General features: G+C 44.8%; 18 protein-coding genes. 14 read left to right on the forward strand and 4 right to left on the reverse strand.

Going from position 1 to position 11,859, the window contains the following annotated elements; genetic code table 11:
* Positions 1–247 precede the first annotated feature (247 nt).
* The 3 genes from QUA77_RS27200 to QUA77_RS27210 all read right to left on the reverse strand — a co-directional run bounded on the left by QUA77_RS27200 (position 248) and on the right by QUA77_RS27210 (position 1,555).
* Positions 248–724: a hypothetical protein gene (locus QUA77_RS27200; RefSeq protein ID WP_333453687.1), complete on the reverse strand. Its 477-nt coding sequence runs from the start codon at positions 722–724 to the stop codon at positions 248–250.
* Positions 725–775: 51 nt separating this feature from the next.
* A complete protein-coding gene (locus QUA77_RS27205; RefSeq protein ID WP_333453689.1) occupies positions 776–1,144 on the reverse strand; it encodes a hypothetical protein in 369 nt (122 codons plus the stop codon).
* 255 nt (positions 1,145–1,399) lie between these two features.
* Positions 1,400–1,555, reverse strand: a complete 156-nt coding sequence (locus QUA77_RS27210; protein WP_333453691.1) for a hypothetical protein — start codon at positions 1,553–1,555, stop codon at positions 1,400–1,402.
* A 217-nt stretch (positions 1,556–1,772) separates the two neighbouring features.
* On the opposite strand from QUA77_RS27210, the gene QUA77_RS27215 reads away from it, so the two are divergent.
* The 5 genes from QUA77_RS27215 to QUA77_RS27235 all read left to right on the forward strand — a co-directional run bounded on the left by QUA77_RS27215 (position 1,773) and on the right by QUA77_RS27235 (position 3,385).
* Positions 1,773–1,997: a DUF433 domain-containing protein gene (locus tag QUA77_RS27215; protein WP_333225271.1), complete on the forward strand. Its 225-nt coding sequence runs from the start codon at positions 1,773–1,775 to the stop codon at positions 1,995–1,997.
* Positions 1,994–2,326: a DUF5615 family PIN-like protein gene (locus QUA77_RS27220; protein WP_333453693.1), complete on the forward strand. Its 333-nt coding sequence runs from the start codon at positions 1,994–1,996 to the stop codon at positions 2,324–2,326. Before QUA77_RS27215 ends, QUA77_RS27220 begins: the two co-directional genes overlap by 4 nt.
* Before the next feature lie 123 nt (positions 2,327–2,449).
* On the forward strand, positions 2,450–2,815 hold the full coding sequence (locus QUA77_RS27225; protein ID WP_333453695.1) for a DOPA 4,5-dioxygenase family protein: 366 nt from the start codon (positions 2,450–2,452) through the stop codon (positions 2,813–2,815).
* A gap of 151 nt (positions 2,816–2,966) precedes the next feature.
* Complete coding sequence (locus QUA77_RS27230; protein ID WP_333453697.1) at positions 2,967–3,170, forward strand: type II toxin-antitoxin system HicB family antitoxin; 204 nt, start codon at positions 2,967–2,969, stop codon at positions 3,168–3,170.
* On the forward strand, positions 3,167–3,385 hold the full coding sequence (locus QUA77_RS27235; RefSeq protein ID WP_333453699.1) for a type II toxin-antitoxin system HicA family toxin: 219 nt from the start codon (positions 3,167–3,169) through the stop codon (positions 3,383–3,385). Before QUA77_RS27230 ends, QUA77_RS27235 begins: the two co-directional genes overlap by 4 nt.
* Positions 3,386–3,499: 114 nt before the next feature.
* Here QUA77_RS27235 and moaA read toward each other — a convergent pair whose 3' ends face one another.
* A complete protein-coding gene (moaA, locus tag QUA77_RS27240; protein ID WP_333453701.1) occupies positions 3,500–4,489 on the reverse strand; it encodes a GTP 3',8-cyclase MoaA in 990 nt (329 codons plus the stop codon).
* 165 nt (positions 4,490–4,654) lie between these two features.
* Between moaA and QUA77_RS27245 the strand changes: the two genes are divergently transcribed.
* The 9 genes from QUA77_RS27245 to QUA77_RS27285 all read left to right on the forward strand — a co-directional run bounded on the left by QUA77_RS27245 (position 4,655) and on the right by QUA77_RS27285 (position 11,629).
* Positions 4,655–5,107, forward strand: a complete 453-nt coding sequence (locus tag QUA77_RS27245) for a nitrate reductase associated protein (RefSeq protein ID WP_333071401.1) — start codon at positions 4,655–4,657, stop codon at positions 5,105–5,107.
* 340 nt (positions 5,108–5,447) lie between these two features.
* Positions 5,448–5,909, forward strand: a complete 462-nt coding sequence (locus QUA77_RS27250; RefSeq protein ID WP_333071399.1) for an ATP synthase subunit I — start codon at positions 5,448–5,450, stop codon at positions 5,907–5,909.
* Between the two features lie 55 nt (positions 5,910–5,964).
* Positions 5,965–6,723 carry a F0F1 ATP synthase subunit A gene (gene atpB, locus QUA77_RS27255; RefSeq protein ID WP_333071398.1) on the forward strand — a complete coding sequence of 253 codons (759 nt, stop codon included), beginning with the start codon at positions 5,965–5,967 and terminating at the stop codon, positions 6,721–6,723.
* A gap of 128 nt (positions 6,724–6,851) precedes the next feature.
* Positions 6,852–7,097, forward strand: a complete 246-nt coding sequence (gene atpE, locus QUA77_RS27260; RefSeq protein ID WP_006631105.1) for an ATP synthase F0 subunit C — start codon at positions 6,852–6,854, stop codon at positions 7,095–7,097.
* Between the two features lie 97 nt (positions 7,098–7,194).
* Positions 7,195–7,680, forward strand: a complete 486-nt coding sequence (locus QUA77_RS27265; RefSeq protein WP_333054530.1) for a F0F1 ATP synthase subunit B' — start codon at positions 7,195–7,197, stop codon at positions 7,678–7,680.
* A gap of 87 nt (positions 7,681–7,767) precedes the next feature.
* The gene (locus QUA77_RS27270; RefSeq protein ID WP_190740265.1) at positions 7,768–8,295 is read left to right on the forward strand and encodes a F0F1 ATP synthase subunit B; all 528 of its coding nucleotides are present in this window, start codon (positions 7,768–7,770) and stop codon (positions 8,293–8,295) included.
* Positions 8,296–8,298: 3 nt separating this feature from the next.
* Positions 8,299–8,844 carry an ATP synthase F1 subunit delta gene (gene atpH / locus QUA77_RS27275; RefSeq protein WP_333453703.1) on the forward strand — a complete coding sequence of 182 codons (546 nt, stop codon included), beginning with the start codon at positions 8,299–8,301 and terminating at the stop codon, positions 8,842–8,844.
* 188 nt (positions 8,845–9,032) lie between these two features.
* Positions 9,033–10,550: a F0F1 ATP synthase subunit alpha gene (gene atpA, locus QUA77_RS27280; RefSeq protein WP_333037344.1), complete on the forward strand. Its 1,518-nt coding sequence runs from the start codon at positions 9,033–9,035 to the stop codon at positions 10,548–10,550.
* A 128-nt stretch (positions 10,551–10,678) separates the two neighbouring features.
* Positions 10,679–11,629, forward strand: a complete 951-nt coding sequence (locus QUA77_RS27285; RefSeq protein ID WP_006631110.1) for a F0F1 ATP synthase subunit gamma — start codon at positions 10,679–10,681, stop codon at positions 11,627–11,629.
* Positions 11,630–11,859: the final 230 nt, after the last annotated feature.

Raw genomic sequence — 11,859 nt, forward strand, 5'->3', positions numbered from 1 at the left:
TGAACCAATATTTCTTTGAGACATCTTCTGAAATCCCCTTGACAACTGCCATACAGGCTTAACTTGTTACGAATGATCCCTGATAGGGATTTAGGTTGATTGCAACCTGTAAGTTTCGCTAACAGTCACACCATTTTTAGATAGTGACGTGAGAATATCATCAACCTTACTTTGCTAAATAAATCTAGGCGGGGATACTCAAATTTCCCGGCCTAGAGCTTGTAACCCTTACCACTACATCAGAAAACTAGACAAAGTTTTTTACTATATTACAAAAAAATCTCCAAATTGCATAAACCAATTTTACCCCAAACCACGTTGTTACACCCGAAAATAGAAACCTTAATAAAACATCTCCAAAAGTAGTTACTCCTACTTCAATAAATCCAATTCCACAAACCATCATCGCATACCCACTTAAAACTATTTCCGCGCTATTCTCAACACGCCAATTCTCCCAAAATTCATCTTTTGATTTTGGCTGATTTTTTGACACCATAAAACTCTCGGGTATCAGTCCCAATTCTGAAATACCTATAGAATCATCTGTGGGTGGGAGTGAGTCTGAAGAAACACCGTCTACAACATTGTTATTTTTCTGAGAATGAGACAACCCGCTATGTAGAGCTAGTCTCAATATATCCCGCTTACTCATTTGTTGCCATCCGTCAGGACTAATAGTAACCGCATATTTTTCGTAAAACAAAAGGCGTTTCTGTTCCATGCTTAAGGGCGATTTTCCAAACGCCTCTAGGAAAAAATCAAGTAAAGAAACTTAGGTTAAAGACTGTTGGAGTGCTAATGCAGCTTTTTTATGTCTAGAAACGGTATAAACGATGAGTCTGTCAAAATCCCCTAAACTTATAGTTTCAACTTTTTTAGAACCTATGGTTGGTTCACTTACTACTTTTTGAGTTTTTTTACTAAAACCAAGTGCTAGTAAGGCTTTGAGTGAGATACCATCTTTTTTACGAAGGAGCCTAGGCAGCCAGTTTTCGCCATAACCTAAAACTAAGCTTGCACCAGTTAGTCCAATGCGAAACTCACCATCAGGCATCTTGTACCCATCTACTTCGAGTCCATCAAAAAATCTCACTGTAGCTACTTCTACTTTAATTGGTTCATCAACATTGGTATTAGACATTTTGCAAAGTAAAATTAAATTGTTAAAAACTATTTTAATTCAATATCTTGACGTAAACCATTTAATCCTGTTAAACCCGCTACACCTTAACTCTGGGGGGTTTTCTGTCGATTTTAGTTTTAAAAAAAGTATGCTGTTGCAACGTGCGAGTGTGACGCAAAAAAGCTAGACCGCCACCGCTCCGACACTGGCAACAGTCCGATCGCTCCGAGCGACCGCGCTAGACCCCCAACACTCCCACCGCTCCAACCGTGGTTAGGTGCAATTGTGCCAGCCGTGGCAGTCCTCACCATCCAATGACCTCAAACTCACCCACACCGCCCTAAATGGTGCAATTTTGGAGCCGTGGCAGCCGTGCCAAGTGTCGGAGATGTCGAGACGATCGCCCCGTGTCGATCGGACTGCAGCCAATTTTGGAGTCTTATTGGTGGAAAACCCTAGTAAATTCGGCAGACATCAAAGCCTGCCTTGCTTTTGCCGCAGACCATGATAAAACTGATCCGCCTTGGCTACTTTCAACGTCAGGGTTCTTTTTTTATCCCTACTTGCTCAAACCTGAAATCCTGACCTAAATAAACCAGGAGTATTTACAGATATAATTACGCTTATTAGTACCAAATATTGCTTTATGGACTACCACGACATCATCACAATTGAACCGGGAAAACGCAGTGGCAAACCATGTATTCGGGGAATGCGAATCACCGTCTACGACATCTTAGAATATCTCGCAGGTGGCATGACGGAAGCAGAAATTCTGGAAGATTTTTCAGAACTAACTTCGGCAGACATCAAAGCCTGCCTTGCTTTTGCCGCCGATCGTGAGAAAAAGTTATTTGTGGTATCCCTGTGAAACTGCTATTCGACGAAAACCTCTCCGACCGAATTCTTCAGAGAATTATCGGTTTGTATCCCGATTCTGTTCATGTCAAAACATTAGGACTGACAAATACTGATGATGCAGACATTTGGGAATATGCAAAAACAAATAATTTTGTGATTGTTTCCAAAGATTCTGACTTTCATCAACGGAGTTTACTTTACGGTCATCCTCCCAAATTTATTTATCTCCGTGTTGGCAATTGGTCAACATCTAAAATTGTTCAAATGCTACAAGATGAATTCGACATCATTAGTCAGTTTGGAGATAGAGAAGCAGAGAGTATACTAATCTTGTGCTAGCATGAAACCAAAAAAGCAAAGACTGAGGATATATCAACTTAAGGAGTTTACAGGAGTGAATAAAATATCCAGCAAGTTAAGCTAATATAAAGTTGTTGCTCTCTGCTCAATAATCCACTGAAAATGATGAAAGAAGACACCATTAACATCGTTGGTTTTCATGGACATATTTACTTCGACGCTGATAATCGCGATGCCGCAGCGCGTGTACGAGAAGGATTGACTCAGTTTGAGGTGCAGCTTGGGCGTTGGCATGACAAACCCATTGGCCCCCACCCCCAAGCAATGTATCAAGTTGCATTTTTACCAGACCAGTTTGGCAAAGTGGTTCCCTGGTTAATGCTGAATCGTGAGGGGCTCAATATTCTCATCCACCCTGAAACAGGCGACGATGTGGCCGACCATACGAAACATTCTTTGTGGCTAGGAGAGAAGCTAGAGTTGAATATCGAATTTCTGCGACCTAGGACAAGCAACGCCAGCTTATGATCTATCGGCGCGCAAGGCGAGGGCGTTACTTCAGACTGACTTATCACTGATAATAGATAATTAGCCGCCGATTTGAGACATTGTACGGCTGTAATTTCCTGTATTTATTAATAATCGTTATAATATCCTTAACCAATGACTGAATAAATGTATGAAAATTAGAGCAATCATCCATCCCGCAGAAGAAGGTGGCTATTGGGCTGAAGTTCCCGCACTCCCTGGGTGCATTACCGAAGGAGATACTATGGAAGAAGTGATGGCTAATTTAAAAGATGCGATTGAAGGTTGGCTCAATGTTGCTAATAGTCGTGAAGCAATTGCCTCCACAGATAAAATTGTTGAAATTGCTGTATGAAATCTATTTCAGGGAAGCGACTGTGCAAAATAGTAGAGCATAAAGGTTGGGTTTTGAAAAGAGTTACTGGCAGTCATCATATCTATGAAAACGCCGAAATAGAACAAATTTTGTCAATTCCAGTTCACCGGAATCAAGATTTAAAAGTTGGAACCTTAAGAGCTTTGATGAAAATAGCTCAGCTATCTGAGGAAGATTTACAAAGTTTGTCTTAAGTATAATGTATTTTGAGAGCGATCGCCCATTTCCAAGTACGTGAAGCAAAGCTATCCGGTAGGGAATCGCCCCTCTCCTGCAATGAACAAAAATAGCGATCGATCTCGGGCAGTTCACCCGCCGATTTGAGACATTGTGCGGCTGTAATTTCCTTGAGTAGTTCCCGAATCTCGCTGCTTGAAATTAATCTCCGGTTTAATCTCTAATATGTGCCGCACTCGATCGCGCAATTCGCTTGTAGGAGTCCCGCTGCGGAGAGCAGTTTTTAAATCAATTTGACCCGTTTCGTTCAGCAGACAAGGCCGCAGCCACCCGTCAGCAGACAAACGCATCCGGTTGCAGCGATCGCAAAAACACTCGGACATTTGACTGATAAAGCCTAAAGTACCCTTCGCCCCCGGAATTTGAAACACATCCGCCGGCCCATTTCCGCGAACTCCCGACTCGGCTAACCCGTATTTCTCGTTAATTTGTTGCCGCAATTCGGCTGAGGCTACCCAACCTTTATCGCCAAATAAATCCCCATTCCCGATGGGCATAAACTCAATAAATCGAACGTGCCAATTCCGGTTAATTGTTAACGCCGCTAAATCCAATATTTCGCCGTCATTCACACCGGGAATTACCACAACATTCAGTTTCAGCGGGTCGAATCCAGCTTGATAAGCTGCTTGAATTCCCTCCCAAACCTGCGTCCACCGCGATCGTCCCCGACTGCCAATTATCTTATCGAAAGTCTCCGGTTCCAACGAATCCAAACTAATATTAATCCGGCGCAAACCAGCATTGTAGAGATTTTCCGCCATTCCCGCCAGCAAAAAGCCGTTAGTTGTCATTGACAAATCTCGCGTTTCCGGCAAAGATGCGATCGACCTCACCAATTCCACCACCCCAGGCCGCAGCAGCGGTTCCCCTCCTGTCAAGCGAAACTTGGTAAATCCCACGGGTATAAAAACTTCCCGCAGCAGAGTTAGCAATTCCGAGTGAGTTAACAACTGCTGCTGCAATACATAGTCCAACTCGCTACCTTCCGGCATACAGTAGAGACAGCGGAAGTTGCAGCGGTCTATCAAGCTAATCCGAAGGTAGTCTACGGCATCCATGTCAATAGTTTGTAATATTATTTAATTATAAATGGCGATCGCATTTTCTGCAATTATTGATAGAAAGCAAAAAACCTGCATCGATTTCTCTCTCTTCTCTTACTCTGTGCTCTCTGCGTCCTCTGCGGTTAATAAAAAAAATCTAGTTTGCAAGTCTATACATCTATGACATTCTTTGAATTTGAAGCTGATTTTGTCGAAGCTTTGCGGTGCATCCCCATGCAAGTACGTCTCAAGTTAGATACTTGCGGCATTAAATTGAAGTTGCAGGATTGGAATCATTTTAACCAAGCAGAACGGCAAAGTCTTGTAGAGTTACCTTGCTTGACAGAAGCAGAAATTATTGATTACCGAGAAAAGCTAAATCAAATATTAATTCAACAGACAGGCAAACCGGGAACTGATTTGGCTGTTGATGAAAATCCCCCGTGGATGGATGCTGCAACTGTACCGGAGTCTGTTTCTGCAAAAGCGCAAGAGCTCGGCGTGACAATTTCTTTGGCCCAGTGGGCGAGTTTGCAGCCTCTACAGCGATTTGCTTTGATTAAGCTTAGTCGATCGAGCCACGAGAATAAAAATTTCATTCCGGCGCTTCAAGAGTTTAAGGTTATTGAATGAGCTCGAATTTGAATTAACTCTTGTAGCGCGCAGAGGCAGACAAGGGAGAGTTACCTCATCGATTCGCGCGATCGTCCTCTGTACCCTCTCACTAAGTGAGGCTTACTTAGTGAGAGAAAGGAGAAAAATGTATAAAAAAGTGTTATCGGGCGGTGGAAGATTTAGGGTAAGGTCGATCGGACATTTATCGGACATTTAACGGCTTGAGGTTTCCGAAGCGCCCGACACCAAATTCCGAAAATATGATTAATTTTATTTTAAGTATTGTTACCGCAGCGTGGTATGATTTTTCTGAGTTTGCAAAGCACTCGCCTGCTACCTGCATTAGTTTCTGAGCTTCGTGAACACGCAAAACACACCCACCGAACCCGCAGCAGCAAACGAGGATATTCCTCAAGCTGGCACAGTCTCGACAGTTTCGACAGCTTCGTCCGAGACTAGCAATCCCATGCAAGACTTTTATCGCCTCCAACAAGAGTTGTTGGCGTACACCCTTGCTTTTACGGCGATTATTTTTATCTCCGTTTGGATTTTTTACTCCCTCAACATTGCCCTGAATTATTTGCTTGGGGCGAGCACAGGTGTGGTTTACTTAAAGATGTTGGCTAGAGACGTTGAACGAATCGGCAGCCAAAATCAACGCATCAGCAAGACACGGCTAGGTGTGTTTTTAGCGGTGATGATAGTAGGAACACAGTGGAATCAGCTACAGATTTTACCGATATTTTTGGGATTTCTGACATACAAAGCTGCGCTGATGGTTTACGTGATCCGAAGTGCATTAGCACTAGACTACAGGTAAGTCAGGCAAGAAGAGCAAAACTCAACTCATCGATTTGTATGGGGAAGCCCGTTGAATGGCAATGCTTGACGTTCTAAACACCTTTAATCGTTTCCCCCTCGCCGAATTGGAAGTTGGCCAGCAGTTGTACTGGCAACTCGGCAATCTGAAAGTGCACGGGCAGGTTTTTCTAACCTCGTGGTTTGTAATTGCTGTTTTAGTCGTAGTTTCGATTTTAGGAACCCGCAAAATCCAGCGAATTCCCAGCGGAATGCAAAATTTTATGGAGTATGCGCTGGAATTTATTCGGGACTTGGCTAAAAACCAAATTGGGGAAAAAGAATATCGCCCTTGGGTACCGTTTATTGGTACATTATTTCTGTTCATCTTTGTGTCAAACTGGTCTGGCGCTCTAATTCCTTGGAAGCTGATTAAGCTGCCATCAGGCGAATTGGGAGCTCCTACCGCTGACATCAACACGACGGTAGCATTTGCACTGCTGACTTCTCTAGCATATTTTTATGCAGGTCTCAGCAAAAGCGGCTTGGGGTATTTCGCCCACTATGTTGAACCGGTGCCTTTCATGTTGCCGTTCAAAATCATAGAAGATTTCACTAAGCCTCTGTCCCTAAGTTTCCGTTTGTTTGGTAACATTCTTGCGGATGAATTGGTGGTCGGAGTGCTAGTGTTGCTAGTGCCTTTATTTGTTCCCCTGCCAGTGATGGTTCTGGGACTATTTACCAGTGCAATTCAAGCTTTGATTTTTGCAACCTTAGCCGCAGCCTACATAGGTGAAGCTCTAGAAGGCGGTCACGGCGAAGAACACCACGATTAACTAACGAGAAACGGCGAAGAATGAAGGAGGAAAAAGAAAATTTCTGAACTCAAACTTTCTCCCGTCACATCGGACAATTCTGTAGACTTTCTGTTCTCAATTTTGTACTTTAGATAAGGAAAATCATCATGAACCCAACAGTTGCTGCCGCTTCCGTAATTGCCGCCGCTTTGGCAGTAGGTTTAGCTGCAATCGGCCCTGGCATCGGTCAAGGTAATGCAGCAGGTCAGGCTGTAGAAGGGATTGCCCGTCAGCCGGAAGCAGAAGGTAAAATTCGCGGCACCTTGCTGTTGAGTTTGGCGTTCATGGAAGCGCTCACAATTTACGGTTTGGTCGTAGCCCTAGTGCTGCTGTTTGCCAACCCCTTCGCATAATAATTGAAAATTTTAGATTTGAGGTTTTGGCGATTCTAATCCAAAATCTCAAATCTAAAATCGATTAAGCGAATTAGATGGAAGCCGTCAAAAAATCATGATGCACTGGACAGTATTACTAGCAGTTGAAGAAGCGGCTAAGGAAGGGGGACTGTTTGATATAGATGCTACGCTGCCTCTGATGGCGGTGCAGTTTTTAATTCTAGTCGCAGTCTTGAATGTAATTTTTTACAAGCCGCTCAGCAAGTCAATTGACGATCGCGCCGATTACATTCGCAACACTCAAGTCTCCGCCAAAGAACGCTTGGCAAAAGCTCAGCAACTAGCGCAGCAGTACGAGCAAAAACTGGGAGAAACTCGCAAACAGTCTCAATCAGTAATTGCTGCTGCTCAAGCTGATGCCCAAAAAATTGGGGCAGCGAAAGTAGCTGAGGCTCAACAAGAAGCTCAAGTCGCGCGAGAAAAGGCTGGGCAAGAAATAGAGCAGCAAAAGCAAGAAGCAATGCGCTCACTAGAACAACAAGTAGACGCGCTCAGCGGCCAAATTCTCGAAAAGCTATTAGGGCAGTCGCTGGCCAAATAGCGAGACCGAAGAGTTTTAGATTTTTGATGGAATCTTAAATCTAAAATCGCTTCACCCAATCTGCACGCGCAATTATGGAAGAGTATCATGGGGACTGTTTTATTGCTAGCCACAGAAGCTAGCGGCGAAGGTGGTTTCGGTTTAAATTTCGATATTTTAGAAACCAACCTGATTAACCTGGTCATTATTATTGCAGTGCTGTTTTATTTCGGGCGCGGATTTGTAGGTAAAATCCTGACAGAGAGGCGTTCGGCCATCCAAGAGGCGATTCAAGAAGCAGAAAAACGCCAAAAAGATGCAGCAGCAGCTCTAGCAGAGCAACAGCAAAAATTGACTCAAGCGCAAGCAGAAGCCGAACGAATTCGTGCCGCTGCTGAAGAAACTGCCAAGAAAGCAAAAGAAGCAATTCTAGCTCAGGCAGCGCAAGACGTTGAAAGAATGAGAGCAACAGCAGGTCAAGAGTTGGAAGCGGAGCGGGAAAGAGCGATCGCCCAACTGCGATCGGCGGTTGTATCTCTGGCATTAGCAAAGGTGGAAAGCCAGCTAAAAACTAGCTTGGACGACAGCGCTCAACACCAATTAATTGATCGCAGCATTGCGTTACTGGGAGGCTAAAACGTGAGTACAGTCAGCACAGAAGTCTTACAGCCTTACGCATCTGCCTTGATGTCACTGGCTCAGTCCAACAATCTCTCAGAGAAGTTTGGCGAAGATATTCGTTCCTTACTGAGCCTGCTAGAAGGTTCGGAAGACTTGCGTCAATTTTTAGCCAATCCGCTGGTAAAACCGGATGCTAAAAAAGCTGTGATTCAGCAAATAGCGGGTCAAGAAATGAGCCCCTTGATGCACAGCTTTCTGAAGCTATTAGTAGACAAAGGAAGAATTCTTTTTTTAGAAGGAATTGGCAAACAATACTTGGCAAGGCTCCGAGAACTCAACCAAACAGTATTGGCTGAAGTTACATCGGCAGTCCCGCTTTCAGACGCTCAACAGCAGACTGTTCGCGAGAAAGTGCAGGCGATGACCAGCGCTAGTCAAGTAGAAATTGAAACCAAAATAGACGCAGATTTAATCGGCGGTGTGGTAATCAAAGTAGGCTCTCAAGTAATTGATGCCAGCCTGCGGGGACAATTGCGCCGTTTGGGAATTCGCTTGAATTCCTAATTTAAGGAAGCAGGAGGAAGGAAGAAGGAAGCAGGAAAGAAGAAGGAAGAATCAAACAGAAAGCAGGAATAAATTAATTTCTGTTTTTGAGTTGTTAGTCCCAAATTCTTACTACCAAATCCCTATTCTTTCTTGCGGAAAACATCGACAGACAACTAACAACTGACAACTGACAAATAATAACTAACATGGCAGCAATCAGACCTGACGAAATTAGCAGCATTATTCGCCAGCAAATTGAGCAGTACGACCAAGACGTAAAAGTCTCTAACGTCGGTACTGTTCTGCAAGTAGGCGACGGCATTGCTCGGATTTATGGCTTGGATAAAGCCATGTCTGGAGAATTGCTAGAATTTGCCGACGGCACTGTGGGCATTGCACTGAACCTCGAACAAGATAACGTCGGTGCAGTGTTGATGGGCCAAGGCCTCGGCATTCAAGAAGGTTCGGCAGTTACTGCTACTGGCAGAATTGCTGAAGTCCCCGTGGGTGAAGCAATGTTGGGACGGGTAGTTGATGCTTTGGCCCGTCCGATTGACGGCAAAGGAGAAATTAAAACTACTGAATCTCGCTTGATTGAATCTCCGGCACCGGGGATTGTTTCTCGCCGTTCTGTTTACGAACCGATGCAAACAGGAATTACCGCTATTGATGCGATGATTCCGGTGGGAAGAGGACAGCGGGAACTGATTATCGGTGACAGACAAACCGGTAAAACTGCGATCGCGATCGACACGATTATTAACCAAAAATCGGAAAACGTGATCTGCGTTTACGTGGCGATCGGTCAAAAAGCTTCTACAGTAGCTAACATCGTCAACGTCCTGCAAGAAAAGGGCGCGATGGACTACACGATCGTAGTAGCAGCCAACGCTAGCGACCCCGCAACCCTGCAATACTTGGCTCCCTACACAGGTGCTAGCTTAGCCGAGTATTTCATGTACAAAGGCAAGCACACTTTGGTCATTTACGATGACCTTTCCAAGCAAGCACAAGCTTACCGCCAAATGTCTCTGTTGCTGCGCCGTCCTCCCGGTCGCGAAGCTTATCCCGGAGACGTGTTTTACCTGCACTCTCGCTTGCTAGAACGCGCTGCTAAATTGAGCGACGACTTGGGCGAAGGCAGCATGACTGCTTTGCCAATTATCGAAACCCAAGCTGGTGACGTTTCTGCTTACATTCCGACGAACGTAATTTCGATTACCGACGGTCAAATCTTCCTTTCTTCTGACTTGTTTAACGCTGGTTTGCGTCCGGCAGTAAACCCCGGTATTTCGGTATCGCGGGTAGGTTCGGCAGCTCAAACTAAGGCGATGAAAAAAGTAGCCGGTAAGGTGAAATTGGAACTGGCGCAGTTTGAAGAACTGGCAGCATTTTCTCAGTTTGCTTCTGACTTGGATAAAGCTACTCAGAATCAATTGTCGCGCGGTCAGCGCTTGCGGGAACTGTTGAAACAGCCCCAAAGTTCGCCTCTGCCGATGAACGAACAAGTGGCTGTAATCTATGCCGGTATTAACGGCTATATGGATGACATTCCTGTGGAAAAAGTCAGCAAGTTTACTGTTGGTTTGCGCGACTATTTGCGGACTAGCAAGCCGAAGTACGGCGAAATTGTTCAAGGCGGAAAAGCTTTGACTGATGAAGCTGAGAAGCTGCTGAAAGAAGGCATCACTGAATACAAGCAAAGTTTTCTAGTTTCTGCGTAGACAAGTAGGAATTTTGAACCGCAGATGAACGCGGATTAACGCAGATAATCTGAAGTTAATCTGCGTTACTCTGCGTTAATCTGCGGTTTTAATTAAGAAGATGCGGGCAAGGATGTAAGGAGAAAGTTATGGCAAATCTGAAAACTATTCGCGATCGCATTAAGTCGGTCAAGAACACTAAAAAGATTACAGAAGCAATGCGCTTGGTGGCCGCTGCAAAGGTGCGCCGCGCTCAAGAACAGGTGACTGCTACTCGGCCTTTTGCCGATCGGCTGGCAGAGGTATTGTACGGTTTGGCGGAACGGTTGCAGTTTGAAAACCTGGATTTGCCGCTGCTGAAAAAACGCGAAGTGCGATCGGTGGGACTGTTGGTAGTTTCGGGCGATCGGGGTTTGTGCGGCGGCTACAACAGCAACATCATCAGATACGCCGAAAATCGCGCTAAGGAAATCAAAGCTGAAGGCTTAGACTACAAATACGTGTTGGTAGGACGCAAAGCTACTCAGTATTTCCAGCGCCGCGAACAGCCGATCGATGCTACTTACGCTAACTTGGAACAAATTCCCACAGCACCGGAAGCGGCACAAATTGCTGACGAATTGCTTTCCTTGTTCCTGTCAGGAACTGTGGACAGAGTTGAGCTAATTTACACCAAGTTTGTGTCACTAATTAGTTCGCGTCCAGTAATTCAAACTTTGCTACCCCTCGACCCCCAAGGTTTGGAAACTCCCGATGATGAAATCTTCCGCTTGACATCGCAAGGCGGACAGTTTCAAGTATCGCGGGAGAAGGTTGCTTCACCTACGAAGAGTTTGCCCAGAGACATGATTTTCGAGCAAGATCCGGCGCAAATTCTGGAGGCTCTTTTGCCCTTGTATTTGAACAACCAATTGCTGCGGGCTTTGCAAGAGTCTGCTGCTAGCGAGTTGGCTGCGCGGATGACGGCGATGAATAATGCTAGTGAGAATGCTAGCGATTTGATCGGTAGTTTGACGCTGACTTATAACAAGGCGCGGCAAGCAGCAATTACTCAGGAAATCCTGGAAGTTTGCGGCGGTGCTGAGGCTTTGAACGGTTAGGTTAGGGTTGACAATTTGTTGATTTTATGGTATGCGTCTGAGGGAACTTAGGCGCTTTTTTTAAGATAATTCGGCGGTTGAAACTGCTTTTACAAAAACGAAGTCCCTCTCGCTTGAGACTAAGAAGGGTATTTAAGCCAGATTTGTTATTAGACCAGGGTAAGAGCATCTCAATTAGGCTTGACACAAGGACTCAGAAGAATCTAATGTAGGGTCAATAAAACAAGAAA

This window comes from Microcoleus sp. K5-D4, assembly GCF_036704575.1.
Lineage (GTDB): Bacteria > Cyanobacteriota > Cyanobacteriia > Cyanobacteriales > Microcoleaceae > Microcoleus.

Bases quoted from the DNA above. Each gene is read 5' to 3' on its own strand.
- QUA77_RS27265 (WP_333054530.1), top strand. From the start codon at position 7,195: ATGATGCACTGGACAGTATTACTAGCAGTTGAAGAAGCGGCTAAGGAA.
- QUA77_RS27225 (WP_333453695.1), top strand. From the start codon at position 2,450: ATGATGAAAGAAGACACCATTAACATCGTTGGTTTTCATGGACATATT.
- QUA77_RS27215 (WP_333225271.1), top strand. From the start codon at position 1,773: ATGGACTACCACGACATCATCACAATTGAACCGGGAAAACGCAGTGGC.
- QUA77_RS27285 (WP_006631110.1), top strand. From the start codon at position 10,679: ATGGCAAATCTGAAAACTATTCGCGATCGCATTAAGTCGGTCAAGAAC.
- QUA77_RS27200 (WP_333453687.1), bottom strand. From the start codon at position 724: ATGGAACAGAAACGCCTTTTGTTTTACGAAAAATATGCGGTTACTATT.
- atpB (WP_333071398.1), top strand. From the start codon at position 5,965: ATGGCAATGCTTGACGTTCTAAACACCTTTAATCGTTTCCCCCTCGCC.
- moaA (WP_333453701.1), bottom strand. From the start codon at position 4,489: ATGGATGCCGTAGACTACCTTCGGATTAGCTTGATAGACCGCTGCAAC.
- QUA77_RS27270 (WP_190740265.1), top strand. From the start codon at position 7,768: ATGGGGACTGTTTTATTGCTAGCCACAGAAGCTAGCGGCGAAGGTGGT.
- QUA77_RS27205 (WP_333453689.1), bottom strand. From the start codon at position 1,144: ATGTCTAATACCAATGTTGATGAACCAATTAAAGTAGAAGTAGCTACA.
- atpE (WP_006631105.1), top strand. From the start codon at position 6,852: ATGAACCCAACAGTTGCTGCCGCTTCCGTAATTGCCGCCGCTTTGGCA.
- QUA77_RS27235 (WP_333453699.1), top strand. From the start codon at position 3,167: ATGAAATCTATTTCAGGGAAGCGACTGTGCAAAATAGTAGAGCATAAA.
- QUA77_RS27245 (WP_333071401.1), top strand. From the start codon at position 4,655: ATGACATTCTTTGAATTTGAAGCTGATTTTGTCGAAGCTTTGCGGTGC.
- atpA (WP_333037344.1), top strand. From the start codon at position 9,033: ATGGCAGCAATCAGACCTGACGAAATTAGCAGCATTATTCGCCAGCAA.
- QUA77_RS27230 (WP_333453697.1), top strand. From the start codon at position 2,967: ATGAAAATTAGAGCAATCATCCATCCCGCAGAAGAAGGTGGCTATTGG.